Raw genomic sequence first — 24,146 nt, 5'->3', positions numbered from 1 at the left:
GGCTGTTTATACTCAGAAGGTGACGCTCTCTCCTTCGTTAAGTACGTAAATGGGCCGCTGGGGTGCCAGTGTTTGTTTGACATGAAGCAGCCTAAACAGCGCGGAATGCGACGTTAAATCGCCCATTTTCCAGCTCATATTGCCATATCCCCACGGCACTACTTGCTGACAGTTAAGATCATCGGCCGCCACCAGCATGTCTTCAGGTGTGAGGTGAACATTGCGATACCAGTTGCCATACTCCTCATGGTGATAAGAGGCGATGGGCAGCAGGCAAACGTCAATATCGCCGTACTTCTGTTGTATGTCTTTGAAGTGGGGAGAATAACCCGTATCGCCCGCATAAAATAAGGTCTTGCCCTGGTACTCAAATATCCAGCCACCCCAAAGCGTCGCGTCATTGTCTTCTGTTAGGTAGGGAACAACAATCCGGCTGCTGAAATGATGAGCCGGTACAAAATGAATGTTAAGCTGATCTTGCTGTGCGCTGGCATACCAGGCCATTTCATTGATTTTATAGCCTCCGCTGGCAAAGTAGTCGGCAAACCCCAGCGGCGTATAATAAGTTGGCTCTGTGCCTAAGGTGTCGATATCTGCTTTATTGAAATGGTCGTAGTGTATATGCGAATACACGACCGAGGTTAGCTTGTTGAGCTCCTGATCTGCGGGCCACAGAGGCTCAGTCCGATAAAAACCGCCGGTCCATTTAAAACCCAGGTCAACCGGCCAGTCAAACTGCTGACTCACGGGGTCAACCAGCACTTGCTGTCCGTCAGGCATTGTGAGCAAAAAGCTAGCGTGGCCAAGCCATTTTACGTTAAAACCCAGTGGGCTGTTGATGTCGGGGCGCTCGCCGATGTAACGACATTGCTCCATGTTTTCGCGGCATTCAATGAGCGGGGTAGGCGGATAGCAGTCCTGCTCACACGTGTAAGGGTAGCGCTCTGGCTGTTTATAGAGATTGGCAAAACGGTCTGTGTAGCCCTGCGATGTTTTGTATTTTACCACCGTCTGGTCCGACTGAGTCACTTCAACCTGGTTGGCCGTACAGGCACTCAGGCAAATGAGGAAGGGCAGGGCGAGATAAGGTTTGTGCATAAACGCGTCTTTTTTTATTCTTTTACTGTGTTAGGCTTAGCTTAGCATAAGTGATTAGCACAAAATCAAATAGTTAGATGTAAGCAGGTGTTACTACAATACTAATTTGGTTGTTTAGTTGATGAGAGTACAAGATGAGCAGAGTTTCTCCAGAAACCTGGTATGCCTTAGGGTTTTTCTTTTTGCTGATCCTGGGCCCCTTTACAATAGGGTGGGGTATAATGAAGGCTTACCGCTGTTATTTTCCTAAAACGCCACCGACGGAGGTTGAAAGCTCAGTGTCTGTGGTGTCGCAGCTCAGTGCGCAGCGAGATGGTTTTTTTAAACTCTATCTGCTCGGCCTGGTGATTTGTTCGCCCGGATTTTATTACATTTACACTGAATATTTGGCGCATATTTAAATTCTCCTTACAAGTGGGCTTGCTGAAAAGGCGCATCCATGCACCCGCTCTCACAGCCTGTTAAGCAATGTCCTTGTAACTTGGCAAGGAATCAAACGCGCCATAGCGTGTTACGGCAAAAGCGCCGCAGCGACTGGCGTATTCTATGGCACGATATACGCTGTCCCGATCGGCCAATATGGTGTAGATAGGCAAGTCCGAACGGATAAAGGTTGCCAGTAACCCACCAACAAACGCATCTCCCGCAGCGGTTGTATCTACCGCGGTTACATCGGGTACTTGCACCTCGCCCTGATAAGTCTGCCCATAAAAGCGAACAGCTTGTTTACCATCGGTGATGATCAGCAGTTTTACATTGGCTGCCATGATGGCGTCGAGGGTATGCGACTGAGGCTGACCTGGATGACTTTGTTCATTCAAAAATACCAGCTCCTCGTGTGACAGCTTAACAATGTCTGAGAGCGAAATGACATGCCAAATGCGTTTTGAGCAGTGTGTCATGGATGTCCAGAGGTTTTCTCTCAGGTTCATATCAAAGCTGGTATTCATACCCTGAGCCCGTGCCTGAGTTAAAGCATGGACAGTTGTTTTATAGATGTTGGTTTCGGTCAGGCTATTACTGCACACATGTATCAATGAATGCGTATCGAACATGCTGGGATCAAAGTCGTCAGAGCGAAATAGCAAATCAGCCGCGGGGGGACGATAAAAACTAAAACTTCGTTCGCCGTTTGAATCCAACGAAACGAACGCCAGCGCCGTTTTGGCTTTATCTGTCGAGTTTACGTAATCACAATTAACCCCATGTGATTGCAATTCTTGTTTTATAAAGTGGCCGAACATGTCATCGCCGACCATGCCGCAAAAACTCGCTGCAACCCCCTGACGGGCGGCGGCAACGGCAACATTGGCCGGTGCGCCACCTGCGTATTTAGTAAAAGATTCAGGCGTTTTTCCGTCTGACAGGAAATCTATCAGGGCTTCACCAAAACAAACCAGGCTCATAATGCCTCCTGTGCTAGTTGCTGGGCTCTAAGTACTTCGTAGCAGGCGCCCATTGTATGATAATCGGTTTTCCCGGCAGGGCTTTTTTCGTTGCTGTATGCCTGGTTTCGTTTATCTAAAATGCGGTACCAGGCACCATGTTCATGATCTATCATATGATCCCAGCAGTACTGCCATATTTTGTCATACCACTGCCAGTAGCGGTTTTCACCGGTTGTGAGTGCCAGCAGCGCCGCAGCGGCAAAACTCTCTGCCTGAACCCAGAAGTATTTGTCTGAGTCGCAAATGCTGTTATCCGGCGCAAAGCCATAGCATATTCCGCCATGTTCCTCATCCCAGGCAGTTTCAAGCGCCGTATCAAACAGGTAACGGGCGCGTTCGATCATCCAGTTTTGTGGTTTGTGCCGATACAGGATCAGCAACAGCTTACTCCACTCAGTTTGATGGCCTGGTTGAAAACCCCACGGGCGAAACAGGTGTTTGGGGTTATCCAGGTTATAGTGCCAGTCAATCTGCCAGTTATCGCTGTAGTGCTCCCAGACAAGGCCGTTGGCTAATTCAGCCTGTTGTACCGTCATGGTAAAGGCAAGCGCATGTGCGCGTTGAAGGAATTTATTATCCTGCGTGGCTTCAAAACACATGAGCAATGCTTCGCACATATGCATATTGGCGTTTTGCCCCCGGTAAGGATCAGCGACACTAAAATCACCATTGTACTCGTCCAGATATAGCTGATAGTCACTTTGGTAGTATTTGTCTTCCAGTAAGCGCCATACCGACTCTATGGTCTCAGCCGCTGAATCAACACCGGCCTTAAGCGCAACCGCGTTGGCCAGTAAGACGAATGCAAGGCCGTAACAGTGGTTGGTACTGTCTTCAACCTGACTTTTACTGATAACCCACGCGTAGCCACCATTGGGTTGCTTGTGTGTTTGCTCTAGAAAGTCCAGGCCATGATGAACCAGTTCGAGGTTTTCAGGCTTACGGGTTTGCAAATAAGCCATCGCATAATTGAACACAAACCGGGTACTTGATACCAGATGACGATCATCTTGATTGTAAACCGTGCCGTCATCCAAAAAATAGTGGAAAAACCCGCCATCAGGGTCGACACATCGGGGATGGTAAAAGCCCATGGTGTGGTTGATATGTTTAAGTAAGAAGTCATCGTTTCTGAAGTTTATAGACATAACCTATCCAGTGTGTCGTCATTTAGCCTGAGCATATCTACCCGGCAATACCTGCATTTAATCTTACTCTAGCATCATCAAAAATAAATTGGAACGGTCCAATAAAACATTTGTGATTTTTCTGTAACAGTGTGTAGAATCACTGAATCCTTTAACACGGAGTAATCCAAGTGAGCGAAATTAACACTAACCAAAGTTATGTAGCCAGTGGAGATGCAAAAAACAACAACTATTTGTTGCCACTGACCGCCATGACCACCCTGTTTTTTTTATGGGGCTTTATTACTGTACTGAACGATGTACTGATCCCGCGCCTGAAAGCGGTGTTTGACCTCAGTTATACCGAAGCTATGCTGATCCAGTTTTGTTTTTTCAGCGCCTATTTTATCGTTTCTTTACCTGCCGGCGCGTTCCTCAAACGCTTTGGTTACAAAAACGGTGTTCTGACCGGCCTGGTTGTGGCAGCTGGCGGATGTATGCTGTTTTATCCGGCGGTGGTTGTCCATGAGTACTGGATATTCCTGAGCGCGCTGTTTGTACTGGCTTCAGGTATTACGGTCCTACAAGTATCTGCAAACCCCTATGTTGCTGCACTGGGTCCAGAGAAAACCGCCTCAAGTCGACTGAATCTGGCGCAGGCGCTTAACTCATTGGGAACAACCGTAGGTCCTGCGGTGGGTGGTATGTTGCTGTTTGGTGCCGGTGCCGGTATGGCAACTGACGCAACAGCAGACTCCGTTAAAGTCCCTTACCTGATACTTGCCGGTGCCTTGCTGCTGATTGCAGCGGTATTTGCGTTTTTAAAGCTGCCGACCATCGAAGCGCATACAGAAGAAGGGGATTGTAAAGCCCGAGGTCACAAGCTGACCGAAGCTCCGCATCTGGTGATGGGTGTTGCGGCTATCTTTTGTTATGTAGGCGCAGAAGTTGCGATTGGCAGCTTCCTGGTTAACTATTTCGCCGAGCCGTCAATTGCCGGAATGGAAGAGCATACCGCAGCCAAATACATTTCATACTACTGGGGGGGGGCTATGGTAGGTCGGTTTATTGGCTCTGCGGCACTACAAAAGATTGCCCCGTCAAAGGCACTGATGTTCAATGCCATTGCCATTATTGCACTGTTGCTTCTGACGATGTCGACAGATGGCAAGCTGGCCATGTTTGCAGTACTCGCTGTGGGCCTGTTTAATTCAATCATGTTCCCGACCATTTTCTCAATCGCCATTGAAGGACTGGGCTCCTTAACCAGTAAAGGGTCTGGCTGGTTATGTCTGGCAATTGTCGGTGGTGCACTGGTACCGCTGGCACAGGGTCTGGTTGCAGACAGTGCGGGGATCCAGATTAGCTTTATTGTCCCTATGGTCTGTTATGTTTTTATCGCCTGGTATGGACTGAATGTGGTGTCTCTGTACAAGCAGTGGCAGCAAAAAGTCGATAGCTAAACGCGCTTTTATCAAGCCGGCCTCAGCGCCGGCTTTTTTATGTCCGGTTAACCCCATTAACCTTGCTCCTTTGTATCTCGCTAACTATTTCTTATCCTGTTGCTATTGAATACGTATTCATTTGCGGTGTACTATAGAATTGATTGGAACGGTCCAAATGATAACAATAGGTATAGAGGAGAGGTGCATGTATCGCATCATATCGGTAGCAACCCTGGCTACTATGATATCAGTCTCGTCGCTGGGGGAGGCTAACGCGTCAAACACTCAGTGGGTAGACCCATTTATAGGCACTGGCGGTGATGGCCACACCTTCCCGGGGGCTGTGGTGCCCTTTGGTATGGTTCAGTTGAGCCCGGATACCGATAACCCCATGCGCGGTGTATCACCACAACCAGAGATCTATAAGCGCTGTGCAGGCTATCATTATGACGATACCACCATAGTCGGTTTTTCTCATACACACTTTTCCGGCACCGGACACTCTGACCTTGGCGATCTACTGATCATGCCCATCAGCGGGAAAGTTAAAACCAATCCGGGCACGGCAAAAGATCCCGACTCTGGCTATCGTTCGCGATTTTCGCACGATCAGGAATGGGCCGAAGCTGGCTACTATGGAGTAGAGCTACAAGACTACAATATTAAGGCCGAGCTCACAGCCAGTGCGCGTGTAGGCATGCATCAGTATACATTTAAAAATGGTGGCGAAGGTCATGTGCTGTTTGACCTGACCAGCGCGATTTACAACTTTGAAAACAAAGTCATCTGGAGTGATATTCGCAAGATAAACGACACTACGCTGCTTGCATACCGGGCAACTAATGGTTGGGCGCGTAATCGTCAAATGTACTTTGCCATTGAATTTTCCCAGCCAATCGACAGTTACCGTTTTATCAACGAAGATAATATGCGTTATCGTTGCATGGGCTGTCTGGGTAAAGAAAAACACTCAACCATAGAAAACAAAGCCGTAAAAATGAGTGCAGGTAAGGCGATTAAGTTTGTTGCCAGTTTTGACAATGTTGAAAACAAGCCTCTCCAAGTTAAGGTTGCCTTGTCTGCCGTTAGCCGCAGTAACGCACTGGAAAACCTGCACGCGGAAATACCACACTGGGACTTTAATAAAGTACGCAAAGCGGCAAACTCCCAGTGGGCATCCTACTTGGACAAAGTAGATGTTGAAGGGACTCGCTCCGAAAAGCGTCAGTTTTACACCGCGCTGTATCATGCCTTGCAGGCGCCCAGTTTATATCAGGACGTGAATGGACAATATCGTGGTGTTGATGGTGAAATTCACGATGGTAAAGGCTTTGAGCATTATACCCTGTACTCGCTTTGGGACACTTATCGCGCGCTGCACCCGTTACTGACCTATATCGATCCCGACAGAGTCTCGGGCATGATCCAGTCCATGTTGGTGCATTATCAGCAAAGCTACGAAAAGATGTTACCCATCTGGTCATTCCATGCGCACGAGACCTGGACCATGATAGGCTATCACGCCGTTTCTGTGATAGCGGATGCCTACCTCAAAGGGATCCGAGATTACGACCTTGACCTGGCTGTAGAAGCCATCATTAATACGGCCAATAACCCAGTGTACGATGCGATCCCTGAATATAAGCAGTTTGGCTATGTGCCAATGGATGTGTTACCAGAGTCTGTGTCTATCACGCTTGAATATGCCTATGATGATTTTGCCATTGCCAGAATGTTTGAGGCGATGGGTAAAAGTGAACTGGCAAAACAATATTATGCCCGCGCAATGAGTTATAAGAATGTCTTTGATCCGCAAAGTGGTTTTATGCGCGGTCGTGACAGCCAGGGACGCTGGGATCCTGACTTTAATCCGTTTAAGGCCAAATACATGGGGCCTTTCACCGAAGGCAATGCCATGCAATACAGCTTTTATGTCCCGCAAGATGTTGCCGGCCTCATTACCTTAATGGGCGGAGACGAGGCATTCACTCAGCGCCTCGATGATTTGTTTGATACGCCTTTGTCCCATGACATGATCAAAGAGCATGAAGACATCGCCGGTTTGATAGGTAACTATGCCCATGGTAATGAACCCAGTCACCATATTGCGTATTTGTATAACTACGCCGGTAAACCGTGGAAAACCCAGCAACGTATTCGCCAGATTATGGATACCTTAAGCTCGGATAAACCCGACGGCCTGGCAGGTAATGATGACGTAGGGCAAATGTCTGCCTGGTATATCTTCTCTGCGATGGGTTTTTATCCGGTAGCCCCTGGAGATCTGGCATATGCCATTGGCGCGCCACAAACGCCCAAGGTTACGTTGAAACTGGCTAATGGTAAGCAGTTTACAACCACTGCGGTTGGTTTGAGCGATGCAAACAAATATATCCAGTCGGTTACTTTGAATGGCAAGGTCCTTGAGCGCAGTTATCTGACTCATGACGACATTATGTCGGGCGGGGAGCTAAGGTATGTGATGGGCGATAAACCAAATAAGAATTGGGGTAAAGCCTTTAAAGCAAGGCCTCCGGCGTTATCCAAGTATCAGTAGCAAGACCCGATTACACTTTCATCAAACAAACAGGCAGGCTGTATTGTCCTTTAGTATCGGTCAATGTTCTTAGACTGGGGTCGATACAGCTTGCGGTGATCATTGTGTGTTAATCAAAGGTGGGAACAATCCCGCCTTTTTTCATTTTTAGCGTTGACACTTGTCCAATAACTATTCAGTTAAAAAATAAATCGTGAAAACAAGTGTATAATTGGCTTAAGACCGCAAAAGTTTCGCCGATAAGGTAAGACAAACTCGTTAAGATTTGGTAAAACAAATTTGTATTAGCAGAATTAAGACAGGATCCCCATGTTTAGTGCGCTCAAATTTACAACTAAAATAACACTGGCCGCTTCATTGGTGCTGGTGATCGTGCTTTCCCTCTTTACCGTGAATAACTTTATTCTGATGCGCTCGCAAACTCAGGCTCAGCTGACCCTGGTATTGCAGGAAATCTCTGAGTCGGTGTCGCAGAATATAGCTAACTGGCTGAACGACAGGCTGGATATTGTCAGCTCCGTCGCCAGCGGCCATCGTAAGAGCGATGCCACGGCGGATATTCTACGTCGAGTACAAACGGCTCATGAGGCCGGGCATTTTAAGAATACCTTTATTGGCACGCCCGACGGCCAGTTTGTTCTGAACGATACCAGCGTGGTATTGCCCAGCGATTTTGATGCCACCCAGAGACCTTGGTATAAACTTGCTGAGCGAAAACGCGATACTGCGTTTACCACCCCCTACATTGATGTTACCAGTAACGAACTGACCATCACCGCCGTAGTCCCTATCATGATGAACGGTCGTTTCTCTGGCGTTGCCGGTGGTGACATAGACATGGCGACCATTACAGATATAGTCAACGAAATTGATTTTCTGGGTTACGGTTATGGCTTTTTACTCGATGCAGAGGGCCGCATCCTGAGCCACCCAAATACCGGGCTCAACGACAAACCTATGTCAGACTTGTTTGGCAATAAACTGCCGCTGTCCGAGTCATTCGCAGACTTGACTATAGACGGTAAAGAAAAACTGGTGTCTTTTGTCAAAATGCGCGGTATTAAAAATGTCGACTGGTACTTGGGCGTAGTGATCGACAAAGAGATAGCCTACAGCTCAGTGGCTTCTTTCCGTAATATGGCTCTGATCTACATGCTGGTGGGCGTTGTGGTAATTGTAGTGATGTTACAGCTGCTACTGAAATACCTAATGCGGCCAATGGTTCATTTGAACGAGGCAATTAAAGACATAGCCCAGGGTGAAGGCGATTTAACCCGCAGACTGGAGGTTGAAAACAACGATGAGTTTGGTGAGCTGTCTAATTACTTCAACCTGTTTGTAGACAAAATTCACGAGAGTATTTCTAAGGTCAAGGAAACCACGCTGGCGCTGGAGCAGGTTATGGCCGGGCTGCAATCGCAAACCCAGGGTGCCCTGGACATTTATACCGAACAAACCAAACGTACCGACAGTGTCGCAACCGCCATTAACGAACTGTCCTCCAGCGCGGTTGAGATTTCAAATAATGCCAAGCACGCCTCTGAATTAGCGACGGAGGCAAACAGCTTATCCAGCCAGGGCCAGGTTGCACTGAATGCCAATATCGAAGAAATAGGCTCTTTAAGTGCTAAGATGCAGAAGGCCCAGTCGACAATCGATGGTCTGGATAAACTGACCTCAAGTATCGGCCAGGTGCTTGAAGTGATAAAAGGGGTCAGTGAGCAGACCAATCTGCTGGCGCTCAACGCGGCAATAGAAGCGGCGCGCGCCGGTGAGGCCGGACGTGGGTTCGCCGTGGTGGCCGATGAGGTGAGACAGCTTGCCCAACGTACACAGGAATCGACCCAGGAAATAGAAAACACCATTGGTGAATTGCAACAGGGATCTGCATCGGCCGTCGCGGTAATGAAGTCGAGCATCGACGATTCAAGTAACAGCGCGCAGCAGGCACAATCTGCTGGAACTAAGATGCAGGAAGTGACACATGCAATCGACTCTATCGACGGTGTAAACCATGCCGTGGCCAGTGCAACGCAGGAACAAAATGCGGTGATCCAGTCGCTCGACAGCGACATTCACGGGATCAGTGATTTGTGTGTCGAGGGCAGTGACAGCCTGACCAAAACTCTGGAAGAATGCCAGACACTAAAATTGCAATTTGATGAACTTGAACATATGCTCGCCAAGTTCAAGGTCTAACCCTTTCTAAGGCTGCGTTCATGTAGCCTTTTTTATTTATTGCACAAGACTAAATAAACTCCCTTCATGAATCATATATGACAGCTGTAACCTAAATGTATTTTTAGCGCAACATGGATGTCATTTAGGCACATTAGACTGCACGCAATTCCAATATAGCAACAAGCAAATATTAAAAGGTGTATGCGATGAAGTGCGTTAACCACTTGCTATTAGCAGGTATGGTCGCAGTAGCGGCTAATGCTCAGGCAAACGATCTGGATAAGGTCATTGATTCAAGTTCGGCGATTAACCAGTCCGCTTTGCAATCTCAAAGCAAAATCAACTCAATTGCAGACGATATGCAGTCACGTCTGCAAAAGTTCAGAACCCTGAATAAAGAAATCGATGGCCTGGTTGTTTACAACAGCCAGCTGGATAAGCAGATCAAGAATCAATTAGAAGAAATGGCTGCTATCAATGCATCGATGGATCAGGTATCGGTTATCGAGCGTCAAATTACGCCGCTGATGATGCGCATGATCACCGGTCTTGAGCAATTCGTTGCCCTGGATGTGCCATTTCTTAAAAATGAACGCGCCGACCGTATCGCAAAGCTACAGGCCATGATGGACCGCGCTGATGTCTCTTCCAGTGAAAAATTCCGCCGCGTTTTAGAAGCGTATCAGGTAGAGGTTGAATACGGTCGCACTATCGAAGCTTACTCAACATTGCTTAGTGTTGATGGTCAGGAGCGCGAAGTCGATATGCTACGCATCGGACGTCTTGAACTACTTTACGTAACCAAAGATGGCAGTAAAGCGGGTAGCTGGAACAAAGAAAGCAAGTCTTTCACTGCACTGCCAGACACCAACATCAGTCAAATCAACAAGGGTATCCGTATTGCCCGTAAGCAACTTGCCCCGGATATGTTAACTCTGCCAATTCAGGCTGCAGAATAAGAGGTATACAATGAACTTTTTTAAATCTTTCAGCCTAAAAACAGTTATGGCAGCGACACTGGCACTGTCGAGCTCAGCATTTGCAGCCGAGCAAGCGATGGACCTGGATACCCTGTTAAAACAACTTGAGCAAGGCCAAACAGCCCAGAACGCGCAAAACGCACAACGCGAAGCGCAGTTTAAGGCACAACAGAGCGAACAGGTTCGCATGCTGCGCGAACTGACTGCAAACCGTGACGGAGAGCTTAACCGCTCAGAGCGTCTTGAAACACAGTTTGAAGAAAATGAAATTAAACTTGGTAACCTGAGCGATACGCTGTCTAAGCGCATGGGTTCACTCAAAGAGTTGTTTGGTGTTCTGCAACAGGTTGCGGGAGACTCAAGCAACAAATTCCGCACGTCTGTGGTCTCTGCCGAAATTCCAAACCGCAGCGCGTTTATGGATGATATGGCACAGCGCATGGGCTCAAGCACTAAGCTTGCGTCAATCGAAGACATTGAAAAAGTCTGGGTTGAGTTACAACGTGAAATGACCGAGCAAGGTAAAGTCTCTCGCTATACTTCAGATGTAATTGTTGCCGGTGGTGCGAAAGAGCAAAAAGAAGTTTTGCGTGTTGGTGCGTTTAACCTGATTGCTGATGGTAAATACCTGTCTTACAACCCGGAAACTAACACATTGTCTGAGTTGACACGTCAGCCTACTGCACGCTTCACACAAAGTGCTGCTGACCTTCAGTCTGCACAATCAGGTATTGTCGACTTTGCACTTGACCCAACGGGCGGCTCAATTTTGGGTCTGCTGGTTCAGGCACCAAACACCAAAGAGCAGGTTGAGCAGGGTGGTGCGGTAGGTTATGTCATCCTGGGCGTTGGTTTGCTTGCACTGTTAATTGCCATCGAGCGCTTTATCTCTCTGATGATTATGGGTGCCAAAATCAACCGTCAGCTAAAAGACTCTGTTGCACGTGAAGACAACCCGCTGGGTCGTGTGATGAAAGTTAAAGAGCAATACCCGGATGTGGCATATGACACACTTGAGCTTAAGTTAAGTGAAGCAATCCTGCGTGAGATGCCGAAAATTACCCGTAACCTGACTCTGATTAAGATTATTTCAGTAGTTGCCCCGCTGCTTGGTCTACTGGGTACGGTAACCGGTATGATAAATACCTTCCAGGCTATTACTCTGTTTGGTACAGGTGACCCGAAACTCATGGCAGGTGGTATCTCTACCGCACTTGTTACAACAGTGCTGGGTCTGGTGGTTGCTATCCCAACCGTGTTCCTATACACCCTGCTTAATACACGCTCTCGTAACTTACTGCTTATCCTGCAAGAGCAAAGTGCCGGCATCATCGCTGAACGCAGCGAGAAAGGAGCGTAATTGTGGTTCTTTTAGTAGATGCAATTAATGCGCTACGTGAGTTCCTAGATACAGGTGGCCAGGTTCTCCTGGTCATCGGACTGGTCACATTTCTGATGTGGTTGTTGATCCTCGAGCGCTTTATGTTTGTGTTCGGCAAGTTCAGAACGTATCGCAAAGATCTGCTGAACAGCTGGAGCAGCCGAGAGGAAAGAAACAGCTGGAATGCAGAGCAGATCCGCCAGGCCATGATCTCACGAGCCGGTATTCAGCTTAACAGTAACTTACCTTATATCAATGTCATGGTTGCACTGTGTCCTTTACTGGGTCTGCTCGGTACAGTGACCGGCATGATTGAAGTATTTAATGTCATGGCAATCACAGGTTCCGGAAGTGCCCGTTCGATGGCAGCCGGTGTATCCAAGGCAACCATTCCTACCATGGCTGGTATGGTTGGCGCGCTGTCCGGGGTGTTTGCCTCGACCTTTTTGCAACGCAAAGCAAAGCGCGAAGTAGAACTGCTGGAAGACAAGCTGTTGCTTGACCACTAGAAAAGAATTTGAGGAAACAAAATGAGAGCTCCACTAGCAAAGGTTTTTCAGGAAGAAGAAGCCGAAGAAATTAACATGACGCCCATGCTGGACGTTGTATTTATCATGCTTATCTTCTTTATCGTCACTGCGTCTTTCGTCAAAGAAGCGGGCATTGATGTCAACCGCCCGGAAGCGGCGACAGCCGTGAAAAAGCAGCGTGCCAATATCCTGGTTGCCATTTCAGACAAAGGTGAAATCTGGATCAACAAACGCCAGGTTGATATCCGCGCGGTACAAGCCAACATCGAGCGCCTGAAAGCGGAAAATCCGCAGGGCAGCGTGGTTATTCAGGCAGATAAAAAAGCAACCACAGATACCCTAATCAAGGTAATGGATGCATCGCGTGCAGCAGGCGCGTTTGATGTCTCGATTGCAGCACAGGAATCATAGGATTAGAAAATGCGTTACTTACTAGCACTCGTTATTGCAGGTATTGTGACTTTTTTCTTGTTTCTCGGTATGCAAGCACTGATCACAGGCGGCGAAGGCAAAATGGAAGAGCCCGTTAAAGGCAATGTCCTTGACTTTGTTCGCCTGAAAAAAGAAGAAACAGTTCAGAAAAAAGAACGCAAGCCACAAAAACCACCAACGCCAAAAGAGCCGCCTCCACCTATGGATGCGCCTCAGATGCAAAGTAATAACCTTGATGCAGCAGGCGCTGATTTTAACTTTAGCGCAGACGTTGCAGCCGATGTAGACCTTGCCGGTGGACTGGCACTCGAATCCAGTGATGGTGAATATCTACCAATCGTTAAGGTTGCGCCAGTCTATCCCAGACGTGCGCTGTCACGCGGTATCGAAGGATACGTGATCGTTGAGTTTATCGTGACCAAGCAAGGCACGGTAAGAGATCCGGTTGTCGTCAAAGCTGAGCCGGAGAATATTTTTGAGCGTGCGGCAATGGATGCGGCTTTGAAATTTAAGTACAAGCCTCGTGTTGTGAACGGTGAAGCGGTAGAAGTAGCCGGTGTTCAGAACAAGATCTCATTCCAGATCAATGGCTAACAGACAAAGGTGCGATTATGAAAGTATTTAAAAAAGTCTTGTTGGCAAGTGCACTTGGTTGCGCCGGCTTGGTAGCGCCAAGTATGGTCTCGGTGTTACCGGGTGTTGACCTTGCGGTTGCACATGCAGAAACCAAAACAAAACGTGTACCGGCACTGCGCGAAAAAGTATACAGCCAGCTGGCACGTGCACAAAAGCTGGCCGATGATGGCGACGTCAAAGGTGGTCTGGAAGTGCTGGACTCCATTAAAGAGCGTTCCGGTAGCATGAACTCTTACGAAATTGCCATGATGCATAATTTTTATGGGTTTATCTATTACAACGAAAATCAGCTTGATAAAGCTATTGCGTCATTTGAACAAGTGGTTGCTGAAGAAGCGATCCCTGAGTCACTGAGATTATCCACGACCTTTAGTCTGGCGCAATTGGCCATGGCCAATGGTGATTATAAGGCCACGGTTGATTATCTCGACAGATGGAAAAAGATTAATACTCAGCCAATTAAAAGTAATTATTATGTATTAAAAGCGCAGGCTTTATATCAGGATAAAAACTATCAATCGGCTGTGGAAAATATCAACATAGCGATTTCATTAACAGAAAGTGAAGGTAATGTTCCCAAGGAGAACTGGCTGGTTCTACAAAGGGCATTATACTACTCAATGAATCAGCCTAAAAAGGTTGCTGACGTACTGGAAAAAATGGTCAAGCTATTTGATAAGCCAGAATACTGGGTTCAATTGGCGGGTATGTTTGGTGAGCTGGGCGAAGAGAAAAAACAATTAGCCTTGCTCGAAACAGCCAAACAGCGCGGCTTTATTAAAAAGCGCAGTGACGTCATCCAGCTGGCTCAGGTTTATCTGTTTAATGGTTTACCGTATAAGGCGGCGGTGGCTCTGGATGAAGGCATCAAAAGTGGGGTTGTCGAAGGCAATGCTAAAAATTACGCCTTTATCGCCGAGGCCTATGTTCAGTCTAAGGATGAAGATAAGTCCATATCCTACTTTGTAAAAGCAGACAAAGAAGTAGCGCATGGAACCTATCTGCAACGTATTGCTGAGGTCTACATTAATCTGGAAAAGTTTGATGAAGCTGCTGACGCTGCGCGCGCGGCCCTGGATAAAGGGGAGCTGACTTTCGAGTCAAACGCCTATGTGGCATTAGGTATGGCACAATACAATCTGCAAAACTTCGACGCGTCAATACTTGCGTTTGAACAGGCAGAAAAGCACAAAAAATCAGCTAATCTCGCTAAGCAATGGATTAAATACGTTAAACGCGAAAAAATTCACGCCGAAACGTTAAAGCAAGCTTTGTTATGATTTTATAATCGCAACACCAAAGCCGCCTTCGGGCGGTTTTTTTATGCCTATCTTAAAATAAAAAAATTCCCTGAATTTGATACTTTCATTTTTCTGAAAATAAACAGACACACAAATGAAATATAGGCTTTATATTATAACGCCAGCTCATTTAAATACACAACGGAGAATAAAATGAAACTTACTGGGTTATTCAGAGTAAGCCTTGTTACATCTGCACTTGTACTAGCTGGTTGTGGTGGTGACATCGAAGTAACACCTACAGTTAATGATACAAGCGTTACTGATTCAAATAATACAACAACTCATAATAATACAAACACAGGCAGCGATAATTCCGGTGGCGATAACAACGACGGTGGTACAGATGGTGGTGACAAAGATTCTGGTACTACTAACCCGTGTGTAAGCCGTACTGTTGCAGGTCAAGAAGTTCAGGGTGACTACCGTAACTCTAAACACTGTTACTACGATTCTTCATTCGCAAGTAAAGCACTAGAAATCAAAGAAAACATTACTTTCGATGCTTTGCCAAATGGCGGCGCACATGTATTCGCTGGCGCGCTATTGATTGGTGAAAACTGTGATACTACTACAGGTTGTACAGTGCCAGAGACTGGTCCTACTCTAACGGTAAAACCTGGTACAACCATGGCGTTTGCTTCAGGTGAAGCGATTATTCGCATCGCTCGCAGCGCTAAAATCATGGCCGAGGGTACTGCTGAGGCACCAATTACGTTTACATCAGCAAACGACATTGAAGAATTTGATATCACTGGTTTCGGCCCGCAGTTTGCGGACTGGGGCGGTATCATGATCAACGGTAAAGGTCTGACTAACCAGTGTAAGAACGAAGAGCGCGCAGCTGGTCTGTGTAACGCTAAAACTGAAGGTGTCACTAGTCACTTCGGTGGTAACGATAACGCAGACAGCAGCGGTAACATTAAGTACGCTAAAATTTTCTACGCAGGATCGGGTCCTCGTGAAGGCGGTGTAGGTGATGACCTTAACTCTCTGACATTGAATGGTGTTGGTTCAGGTTCTAGCTTCGAATTCCTTCATATTCACCAAGGCTTTGACGATGGTATTGAGTTCTTTGGTGGTGCAGCGAACTTGAAGAACATTGTTGTTACAGATACCCAGGATGACTCTATCGATATCGATGCAGGCTGGCAGGGTAAAGCTCAGTTCATTTACATCAAGCACGGTACTATTAAAACGAAGAAAGACGTTAACTACACCGGCGAAGATGAGAATAAACAAAAGGTTGTTAAAACTATCGAAGCTGGTACTGAAGGCTTCATGGGTAACAACGGTTTTGAAACTGACGGCGAGAAGAACCAGGGAGAAGAGTACAACGACGTAACACCTTCTAACCCAACTATCGCAAACGTTACTGTTGTGACTACTGATGGTAAATCAATCCGTGATAACGACCCTTCACAAGCAGCAACATTTGACGATGCAATTCGTGGTCAGTATTACAACACTTTGTTTGTTAAAGAAGAAAATGCAACAAATGCAACAGCTTGTCTTCACTTTAAAGACAGCGACGCAGCGCAAAATGCAGCTAATAATGTATTAAACTTCCACAGTTCAGTATTGGCTTGTGTAACTAACTTCACTGAAGGAAGTAAAGACCTTCCTGGTGAAACGCACACCGCTTGGTGGGATAACGACGCCGCCAGCATCATTCTTGACAAAAAAGGTGATGTACTAGCAGCTGATGGCTTCTCTACAAACAAAGACTCTGTGGATATCACTCTTGAAGCAAATGACCTGAAATCTCTAAATGACGATTTCTTCGAAGAAGTTGACTATGTAGGCGCAGTTTCAAGCGCAGATACGTCAAGCGCTTGGTACAAGTGGGTTAAAGAAGCTCTTGAACTAGCTGACAAAGATTAATCTCTAAGATTACTTTGTTTTTAACTCAATAAGTATTTCGAACTAGGCGCATTGATTGCGCCTTTTTTACGAGTTTTATCAGGATTGCAAATGAATACGCAGATAAAATTAAGAAAAGTAGCTTTGGCAGTAGGTGCTTCTTTGTCCGTCGGTATGACTGCGCCTGTATTTGCTGAAGAAGCGCAGGAAATTGAAGAAGTTGTTGCAGTCGGCTCACGTCTACAAGGTAGTGCTGCGGCTGTTATTGAAGAGCGTAAAAATCAGGCATTTGTTGCAGACATACTGGGCGCCGAGCAATTGTCACGCACTGGTGATAGCGATGTAGCATCTGCTCTACGCCGTGTAACTGGCCTAACACTTGTCGATGGTAAGTTCATTTATGTACGTGGTCTCGGTGAGCGTTACTCAAGTGCTCGATTAAACGGTGCAGCGGTACCTAGCCCAGATCTGACCCGCAACGTAATTCCCCTGGACATATTCCCGTCTAGCATCATAGAGAGCCTGGCTGTTCAAAAAGCATATTCTCCTTCTATGCCTGCTGCTTTTGGTGGTGGTAACATCGACATTCGGACTAAGTCGGTACCGAGTGAATTTGTAGCAAATATTGAAGTCGGTGTTGGTCAGAACCTCAATTCGCAAGATGGTTATACCTATAACCGTAACGAAAAAGGGATCCCTGTTGCAGTTCAAACTGCCGTAGTACGTTATCGTGGTGATCTGTCTTTGCGCGGTATAGTAGAAAGAGAAGGGTTTGAAAACACTGAGACTCAAAGTGCTGCTGATCAAGCTTTAGTCAGCAACAAGTCTCTGGTGCGTGAGCTGCCCCGGGATATTCGGGTACAAGAAGAGTCTTTGGATCCGAACTACGACATAAAGGCCAGCATTGGTGACAGCTTTGACGAAAACTGGCTGGGCGGTACTATCGGTGTGCTTGCGGCTGTGTCTTATGACAATGACTGGAAATATTCAGAGCGCATGAGCGCGGTATTGGATCAGTCATTTGATGAAAGCTGTACGACGAAATTAGAGACAGAAGAAGACGCGGTTAACTCTTGTTACGTTACGGTGAAAGACTCTAAAGTAACAACTCAGACTGAGAAAATGAGTGGCGTGTTTAACCTTGGATATAAGTACGAGCAACACAACGTATCCTATTCTAAGATATATCTTGAAGACACCGAAGACGAGTCGGAGCTGTCTATCTCTCAAAGCCCCAATGGTAGTACTGTTAGAACGATAGCAGCAACAGGGCAGGCATATCGTAATTACGACTTCAACTACGAAGAGCGCGTTCTGGACATCGACCAGGCTGTTGGTCAACATACATTCATGGATTACATGGGGATCGGTGTTGACTGGCAGTACACAGAGTCAAAAGCGGAAACTAAAATCCCAACCAATATCGATTATGATTTCATCGACAATTATGGTGATGATGGCGCTTATGTAGATTCTATCGTAACGGGTGATGATAACCGTATCCTCTACTCGTACACAGAAATGGAAGACAATGTAAAGTCGTACAGCGGTAACCTTACATTGCCACTATATCTGGAAAACTTAGAGCTGACCTTTAAAGCTGGTTATGACTTCGTTGACAGGGCGCGTGTTTATTCAACATCAAGTTTTGCGATACACAACGAGACAAATATCTCTATCCCGGTTAACACGGGTTCAGAGGGCATCAATGACATTACAGCCTATTTGAACGATGACTTTGTCTCTAGTAATGATTTCTTGTTGGCCTTCAATGAACCAACCGCGCCCAGTGCAGACGATTATATTGCGGCCCAGAAAATTGATTCAGGCTACTTTGAATTCGATGCGATTTTTGATAACACATGGCGTCTAAGCGGTGGTATCCGATACGAAGATTTTAAACAGGTTTCTATAGGTACATCGAGCCTTATTTTTGACCGCATTACCCATAGTACAATCTACTCAGAAGAACGGATTTTAGCGGGAACAGTTAATGAAGATGACTTCTATAACGCGCTTTCCATGACTTATCTGGGCGGAGAAAAGTACCAAATCAGGTTTGGTTACGGTGAAACAGTCGTTCGCCCTGACTTACGTGAGTTGGTACCTGTTTCGTACTTTGATCCATTGACAGACATTCGCACATTCGGTGTTGCAGGCCTTAAGAGCAGCGAGCTGCAAAACTATGATGCGCGCTTCGAATACTACATGGATAACGGTGATAACTTCTCGGTAGGTGCATTCTTTAAAGATATTACGGCACCGATAGAGACTGTGTTGCAAGTAGGTGATGAGGACTACACTGCTACCTTCGTTAACGGTGAAACCGGTGAGGTATATGGTGTCGAAGCCGAATGGCTATATGACCTGTCTGGTGTAGTGAGTGGTTTCTTTACTTCTGGTAATGTTACCTTCAGTGATTCAGAAGTGGAAATTGACCCTGCTAAGTCTGGTAACTTAACAAACCCAACCAAGCGTATGACGGGCCATTCTAAGTATGTTGTGAATTTGCAGTTGAACTATGACTCAGCAGATGGTCAACACAGTAGCTCGCTTGTTTACAATGTGTTCGGCGAACGGATCCTGGCTTCAGGGATCGGTGGCCGCGAGGATGCGTTTGAGCAGCCGTTCCACTCTTTGGACCTGGTTTACACTTGGTATCCTGACTTTAACTCGCAAGTTAAGTTCAAGGTACAGAACTTATTGGATGAAGAACAAGAAGTCACTCAGTCTGACTATATTGTTCGCCAAAAAGAAGTCGGCACTAGTGTGAGCCTGAGCTACAAATACGAGTTCTAAGTAATCTAACCCAGTTTCAAAGCCGCCTGGTAAGCATGGGCGGCTTTTTTGTTTTTTTATTCCTTTGAATAGCCGCAGATGCAAGGACATTCTTGTATAAAATTCAATTTAATCATTTCTTGAACTACTATATTGAGTAGTAAAAGTCAGAAATCTTGCTTAATGTGACTTAATGGCCGGTTTTATTGTTATGGGTCAAAATCTCAGCCTAAACTTGATGGTAAAACGTTAAACTTATGTGACAGTGAGCAAGTAGCAAAACTGGGAAAATATTTTCTTACTTTTCAGATTGTTGTAATCAAAACTTCTTGAACACTCGTTAAAATTAAGTCATACTTTGTTCTCACATACTAATTCAGAATTTTGGCCATTAGAATGAGTTTCTGGTCGCCAACAACCTAGTTCTAAACTGCTGCTTTACGCGGCAGTATGGGACACAACCTTTACATGTTGTATCCAAACCCCGCTTTCGCGGGGTTTTTTATCATAAATGTTCAATTTTGACGCTAAAAGTATAGTTTCTTCAGATAATGTTTGCTATTTTTAGACGTCTAGACATACCTCTCACGCAAAATACTCAATGAATCACAAAAAAGGTAATACCATGAAAAAAGTAGGACTAATTGGTTGGCGTGGAATGGTCGGCTCTGTATTGATGCAACGCATGCATGAAGAAAATGACTTTTCTGACATTGAACCTTATTTCTTCACTACCTCTCAAGCTGGCCAGCCGGGGCCAGAAGTTAAGTCGCAGACCAAAGCGTTACTCGATGCCTATGATCTCGATAGCCTCTCGCAAATGGACATTATTCTGTCCTGTCAGGGCGGAGACTACACTAAGTCAGTTTATAACGGGCTAAGAGAAACTGGATGGAATGGCTATTGGATTGATGCGGCGTCTGCACTGAGAATGTCATCAGACAGCATCATTGTTCTGGATCCGGTAAATAAAGATGTCATTGAGCAGGGGTTAGAGCAGGGGGTTAAGACCTTTGTGGGCGGTAATTGTACTGTGTCATTGATGCTGCTCGCACTGGGCGGTTTGTTTGAGCAAGACCTGATTGAATGGGTTAGCCCCATGACTTACCAGGCTGCATCGGGCGCCGGTGCGCGAAATATGAAAGAACTCATTGCTCAGATGGGCGATATCCATGATTGTGCAAAAACCCAGCTTGATGACCCGGGAGCTGCAATTTTAGAAATTGATAAGCTGGTTGCACAAAAACTGCAATCAGACAGCTTACCAACCGATCAGTTCGGCGTGCCGCTGGCTGGCAGTCTGATCCCCTGGATAGACGTGCCTATGGAAAGTGGCCAGAGTAAAGAAGAATGGAAAGCCCAGGTTGAAGCGAACAAAATCCTTGGTTCAAGTAAACAGCCCATTCCGGTCGACGGGATCTGTGTAAGGATCGGCGCAATGCGTTGTCATGCGCAGGCCTTAACTATTAAGTTAAGAGAAGATGTTTCCGTTGAGAAGATTGAGGAAATATTAGAAGCACACAACGAATGGGTTACGGTTATTCCAAACGACCGAAAAATCACTGAGCAAGAGCTTACACCAGTCAAGGTTACTGGCACTTTGAACATTCCAATTGGCAGAATACGTAAACTCACCATGGGCCCGGAATATATCAGTGCATTCACCGTAGGAGATCAGCTGCTTTGGGGCGCGGCCGAGCCACTGCGCCGTATGCTTAGGATCATAGTTGAGCAATAAGCTTTGCTTAAGCAACACATCCCAGAATAAACAAAGCACGCACTCGAACAGCGTGCTTTGTTTATCTAAAGGTCACGTTAAAGCTTGAACTAAGAACGATTACACAGATAATAGTCATACGACCACCTACATAACAGCACTACAAGCAACATCCTATAATTTATATTATGTTAAATGGTGTGTTGTTCTAATCTCACACTTCTGATGGGCTTACCTATTGCTGGTTTCATATGCCCGTTTTTGCCACCTTTACCCGTCGTATCAATAAACCGTTTGCTTAGTGCCCAGGTTATATCTTGGCTGGTCTTTTGGTAGTACTTAAGATATGCCTAAACCTCGTTGTTTCACCAAGCTTCCTTCAGTGGTCTTTTTGTGTTTCTTTGTCGGGTCTGGGTAAGGCTTTTCAAGTTTGTATGTTCTTGTAATTCGCTGGTTCTGAGCACTTGCCATAACTGTCGTTTCAAAAAGACCGATACTAACCAGTATCGGTCTTTACTGTTTTGTGAAACAAGATTTGTTTACCGCCACTGAGTACACAAACGGAATTAAACTTGAAAGAATGCATATACCTATTTAGTATATGTATATTCCTGTATGCTATATAATAAATTAGGTATAGTTATAAACAAACTTTAAACTAGAGAGAGCTATGACCAGCGTATTCAAGTTTCGAGCAGCGACAGAAGACCACGACATTGACGCATTAGTGCAAGGGTATTTATGGTTTTCTAAACTAAAGAACCTTAACGACCCGTTTGAAGGAGCTTATTATCTGAACCATCAAGTCTCTAAGGGTTTACTGTTCAAGTACCATGCGAACGCATTAGCTAAAAGGCCCTTACGGTCTATATCTCCAGACGACGAAGTCGTTGAAATGTATATAGACAAGGAAGTAGGAAGTCCTGGAGGTTATGAGCAATGGCTTAAGCAGCTCACAATGAAAGAAATTGATGAAGAGCTTTCAAAATTACGCGATGTTTATAGTATCTTTAGCTGTTCTTTGTCAAAAGAAGATCATCCCGTCTGGCCAGCTCCATTAAACAATATGTCTATGTGGGGTTATTATGCAAATGGGCTGAAAGGCTTTTGCATAGAATATCATTTGGATACTCTGGTGGAGAGTCTCAACCAAAAGTATGGTTGTTTTGATAAAGCCCCTGTCAACTATGTGGAACAGGATAACGCGCCAGAAATCTGCTTGGAAGACGTATTGGTAGATGCTATAGAAGGCACGTCCCACACGCATAGGAGCCTTCTCACTGCTATGACGACCAAATGCAAAAACCCGTGGGATCAGGAAAATGAGTTACGGATTGTGGGTGAATGTCTAGACGGGAAGTATTTTCATTCTTTAGCAGCTATCAAAGCTATATATGTTGGTTCTAAAATGGAGAGCGTGAAACTAAAAAGACTTGTCAAATTCGCTAAAGAAAACACCATACCTATAGTTCGAGTGCACAATGCTCTCCATAACAAACGATACGGATTTGGCTATGAAGAACTGAACCAAGTAGTGGCCTAGCGAATGTTACTACCGAGCGTTACAAAACTAGAACTGTTCACGGTTTTAATTAGCTTACAAGAGCCGTAAAACATGAACAAACCTAAAACATCATACAAGTTTTATTAGCGCATATATTAAGGGTTAAGCAATGACAAACGGTGCAAATCACGAAGATAAACAGGGAAGAGATTGCCTGGCTTATATAATCATAGGTTTATTCGTTCTTGCCGCGATTATTACCGTAGGTGTGTATGTTAGCACCTTTGGATTTGATTTAAAAAATCGTGACTTTGAACTATGGGAAAGTGTGGCTGTTTATCTTAACAACATACTCTCTCCTATCCTATTATCAGCAACTGCATTTTTAGTTTATAAAACCTGGACTACTAGCAAGACCGAGCTGTTCGAAACTAAGGCTCTAATCAAGAAGCAAGTGGATCAGCAAAGAAGTTCATTTCAATATGATCTCGTGATGAATAAGGTAACAGAGCTTAAATCCTTAACTCAAAAAAAAGTTTCTGATGAACTCGCAACAGAAATTGCGTTTGCGTTTGATAAGAAGCTTTGTTCTCTTGAGCCACATAAGCGGAATGAAATGATTAACCAGCTCTTCGATGCAAATAAGATCCCATATGACTTAGTGGCGGTCAAATTGAAGGAAGTTCCTTTCGATGATGTACCTTTGAACATGGAAATACGAACTAGAGTATTCTCTTTGTTTCATCACCTTATTAAAAGGCCAAAGTGGAGTGACGTTCTGGATGCACAGAATGCGTATATGATAAAGCATAGAGACTTTTTTATCCAACTAGTTAGACACCCTGGTCAGTTTGATGTAGCAGTGCAATTAGCTCTTTGGAACCGGTCAATCGACCCAATAGCAGATAAGAACATGTTGGAAAGGTCTATTTATCTTAACATTAATAGTATAAGAAGAAACTTACTCTCATTAGATAAAGCGATTCTCGATTTGGTGGTCGATGAAGTTAAAGACCATTTTACAACCCAAGAATTAACAAACTTGGTGCACTACTTCATAGATGAAGAAAATATTTCAGAAACACTGAAAATGTTAAATTTAGAAAACTCATAACATCTTCAATACTGTTAAACGTTTTACACCTAAAACCCTACTCCATAATTTTGT

At 45.5% G+C, this 24,146-nt stretch carries 18 protein-coding genes; 15 read left to right on the top strand and 3 right to left on the bottom strand.

Features of this window, described 5'->3' with window-relative positions; translation table 11 throughout:
- Positions 1–12: 12 nt before the first annotated feature.
- Positions 13–1,098, bottom strand: a complete 1,086-nt coding sequence (locus TW77_RS11865; protein ID WP_046005193.1) for an MBL fold metallo-hydrolase — start codon at positions 1,096–1,098, stop codon at positions 13–15.
- Positions 1,099–1,232: 134 nt separating this feature from the next.
- Between TW77_RS11865 and TW77_RS11860 the strand changes: the two genes are divergently transcribed.
- Positions 1,233–1,499 (top strand): hypothetical protein, encoded by a 267-nt coding sequence (locus TW77_RS11860; protein ID WP_046005192.1) that lies wholly within the window; start codon positions 1,233–1,235, stop codon positions 1,497–1,499.
- Positions 1,500–1,559: 60 nt separating this feature from the next.
- Here the strand turns inward: TW77_RS11860 and TW77_RS11855 are convergent, their stop codons facing one another.
- The gene (locus TW77_RS11855; protein ID WP_046005191.1) at positions 1,560–2,504 is read right to left on the bottom strand and encodes a carbohydrate kinase family protein; all 945 of its coding nucleotides are present in this window, start codon (positions 2,502–2,504) and stop codon (positions 1,560–1,562) included.
- The gene (locus tag TW77_RS11850) at positions 2,501–3,694 is read right to left on the bottom strand and encodes an AGE family epimerase/isomerase (protein WP_046005190.1); all 1,194 of its coding nucleotides are present in this window, start codon (positions 3,692–3,694) and stop codon (positions 2,501–2,503) included. The genes TW77_RS11855 and TW77_RS11850 overlap by 4 nt, the downstream gene beginning before the upstream one ends.
- Positions 3,695–3,864: 170 nt before the next feature.
- Here TW77_RS11850 and TW77_RS11845 point away from each other — a divergent pair, with 170 nt between their 5' ends.
- The 14 genes from TW77_RS11845 to TW77_RS11780 all read left to right on the top strand — a co-directional run bounded on the left by TW77_RS11845 (position 3,865) and on the right by TW77_RS11780 (position 24,092).
- Complete coding sequence (locus tag TW77_RS11845) at positions 3,865–5,136, top strand: sugar MFS transporter (RefSeq protein WP_046005189.1); 1,272 nt, start codon at positions 3,865–3,867, stop codon at positions 5,134–5,136.
- Between the two features lie 187 nt (positions 5,137–5,323).
- On the top strand, positions 5,324–7,675 hold the full coding sequence (locus TW77_RS11840; protein ID WP_046005188.1) for a GH92 family glycosyl hydrolase: 2,352 nt from the start codon (positions 5,324–5,326) through the stop codon (positions 7,673–7,675).
- Between the two features lie 309 nt (positions 7,676–7,984).
- Complete coding sequence (locus TW77_RS11835) at positions 7,985–9,874, top strand: methyl-accepting chemotaxis protein (RefSeq protein WP_046005187.1); 1,890 nt, start codon at positions 7,985–7,987, stop codon at positions 9,872–9,874.
- A 188-nt stretch (positions 9,875–10,062) separates the two neighbouring features.
- On the top strand, positions 10,063–10,815 hold the full coding sequence (locus TW77_RS11830) for a DUF3450 domain-containing protein (protein WP_046005186.1): 753 nt from the start codon (positions 10,063–10,065) through the stop codon (positions 10,813–10,815).
- A gap of 46 nt (positions 10,816–10,861) precedes the next feature.
- Positions 10,862–12,196, top strand: coding sequence for a MotA/TolQ/ExbB proton channel family protein (locus tag TW77_RS11825; RefSeq protein ID WP_428838745.1), 1,335 nt, complete (start codon positions 10,862–10,864; stop codon positions 12,194–12,196).
- A gap of 2 nt (positions 12,197–12,198) precedes the next feature.
- Complete coding sequence (locus tag TW77_RS11820) at positions 12,199–12,726, top strand: MotA/TolQ/ExbB proton channel family protein (protein ID WP_010381299.1); 528 nt, start codon at positions 12,199–12,201, stop codon at positions 12,724–12,726.
- Positions 12,727–12,747: 21 nt separating this feature from the next.
- A complete protein-coding gene (locus tag TW77_RS11815) occupies positions 12,748–13,158 on the top strand; it encodes an ExbD/TolR family protein (RefSeq protein WP_010381303.1) in 411 nt (136 codons plus the stop codon).
- 9 nt (positions 13,159–13,167) lie between these two features.
- Positions 13,168–13,773, top strand: a complete 606-nt coding sequence (locus TW77_RS11810; RefSeq protein WP_046005184.1) for an energy transducer TonB — start codon at positions 13,168–13,170, stop codon at positions 13,771–13,773.
- A gap of 17 nt (positions 13,774–13,790) precedes the next feature.
- Positions 13,791–15,095, top strand: coding sequence for a tetratricopeptide repeat protein (locus tag TW77_RS11805; protein WP_046005183.1), 1,305 nt, complete (start codon positions 13,791–13,793; stop codon positions 15,093–15,095).
- A gap of 174 nt (positions 15,096–15,269) precedes the next feature.
- Complete coding sequence (locus TW77_RS11800) at positions 15,270–17,000, top strand: hypothetical protein (RefSeq protein WP_046005182.1); 1,731 nt, start codon at positions 15,270–15,272, stop codon at positions 16,998–17,000.
- 90 nt (positions 17,001–17,090) lie between these two features.
- The gene (locus tag TW77_RS11795) at positions 17,091–19,778 is read left to right on the top strand and encodes a TonB-dependent receptor plug domain-containing protein (protein WP_046005181.1); all 2,688 of its coding nucleotides are present in this window, start codon (positions 17,091–17,093) and stop codon (positions 19,776–19,778) included.
- Positions 19,779–20,382: 604 nt separating this feature from the next.
- Entirely contained in the window at positions 20,383–21,495 is a 1,113-nt protein-coding gene (gene asd, locus TW77_RS11790) for an aspartate-semialdehyde dehydrogenase (RefSeq protein ID WP_046005180.1), read from the top strand.
- A gap of 649 nt (positions 21,496–22,144) precedes the next feature.
- Positions 22,145–23,017: a DUF2971 domain-containing protein gene (locus TW77_RS11785; RefSeq protein ID WP_046005179.1), complete on the top strand. Its 873-nt coding sequence runs from the start codon at positions 22,145–22,147 to the stop codon at positions 23,015–23,017.
- Between the two features lie 130 nt (positions 23,018–23,147).
- Entirely contained in the window at positions 23,148–24,092 is a 945-nt protein-coding gene (locus TW77_RS11780) for a hypothetical protein (RefSeq protein WP_046005178.1), read from the top strand.
- The last annotated feature ends 54 nt before the right edge of the window (positions 24,093–24,146 follow it).

The sequence above is a fragment of the Pseudoalteromonas rubra genome (assembly GCF_000967655.1).
In the GTDB taxonomy this organism is placed as follows: domain Bacteria; phylum Pseudomonadota; class Gammaproteobacteria; order Enterobacterales; family Alteromonadaceae; genus Pseudoalteromonas; species Pseudoalteromonas rubra_A.
Note: the sequence above shows the minus strand (reverse complement) of the source record. Positions and strands in the feature narration are given on the sequence as shown.

Excerpts from the sequence above, each read along its gene's own strand:
- TW77_RS11800 (WP_046005182.1), top strand. The coding sequence starts at position 15,270 with ATGAAACTTACTGGGTTATTCAGAGTAAGCCTTGTTACATCTGCACTT.
- TW77_RS11850 (WP_046005190.1), bottom strand. The coding sequence starts at position 3,694 with ATGTCTATAAACTTCAGAAACGATGACTTCTTACTTAAACATATCAAC.
- TW77_RS11785 (WP_046005179.1), top strand. The coding sequence starts at position 22,145 with ATGACCAGCGTATTCAAGTTTCGAGCAGCGACAGAAGACCACGACATT.
- TW77_RS11815 (WP_010381303.1), top strand. The coding sequence starts at position 12,748 with ATGAGAGCTCCACTAGCAAAGGTTTTTCAGGAAGAAGAAGCCGAAGAA.
- TW77_RS11825 (WP_428838745.1), top strand. The coding sequence starts at position 10,862 with ATGGCAGCGACACTGGCACTGTCGAGCTCAGCATTTGCAGCCGAGCAA.
- TW77_RS11840 (WP_046005188.1), top strand. The coding sequence starts at position 5,324 with ATGTATCGCATCATATCGGTAGCAACCCTGGCTACTATGATATCAGTC.
- TW77_RS11810 (WP_046005184.1), top strand. The coding sequence starts at position 13,168 with ATGCGTTACTTACTAGCACTCGTTATTGCAGGTATTGTGACTTTTTTC.
- TW77_RS11860 (WP_046005192.1), top strand. The coding sequence starts at position 1,233 with ATGAGCAGAGTTTCTCCAGAAACCTGGTATGCCTTAGGGTTTTTCTTT.
- TW77_RS11780 (WP_046005178.1), top strand. The coding sequence starts at position 23,148 with ATGACAAACGGTGCAAATCACGAAGATAAACAGGGAAGAGATTGCCTG.
- TW77_RS11795 (WP_046005181.1), top strand. The coding sequence starts at position 17,091 with ATGAATACGCAGATAAAATTAAGAAAAGTAGCTTTGGCAGTAGGTGCT.
- TW77_RS11855 (WP_046005191.1), bottom strand. The coding sequence starts at position 2,504 with ATGAGCCTGGTTTGTTTTGGTGAAGCCCTGATAGATTTCCTGTCAGAC.
- TW77_RS11830 (WP_046005186.1), top strand. The coding sequence starts at position 10,063 with ATGAAGTGCGTTAACCACTTGCTATTAGCAGGTATGGTCGCAGTAGCG.
- asd (WP_046005180.1), top strand. The coding sequence starts at position 20,383 with ATGAAAAAAGTAGGACTAATTGGTTGGCGTGGAATGGTCGGCTCTGTA.
- TW77_RS11865 (WP_046005193.1), bottom strand. The coding sequence starts at position 1,098 with ATGCACAAACCTTATCTCGCCCTGCCCTTCCTCATTTGCCTGAGTGCC.
- TW77_RS11805 (WP_046005183.1), top strand. The coding sequence starts at position 13,791 with ATGAAAGTATTTAAAAAAGTCTTGTTGGCAAGTGCACTTGGTTGCGCC.
- TW77_RS11835 (WP_046005187.1), top strand. The coding sequence starts at position 7,985 with ATGTTTAGTGCGCTCAAATTTACAACTAAAATAACACTGGCCGCTTCA.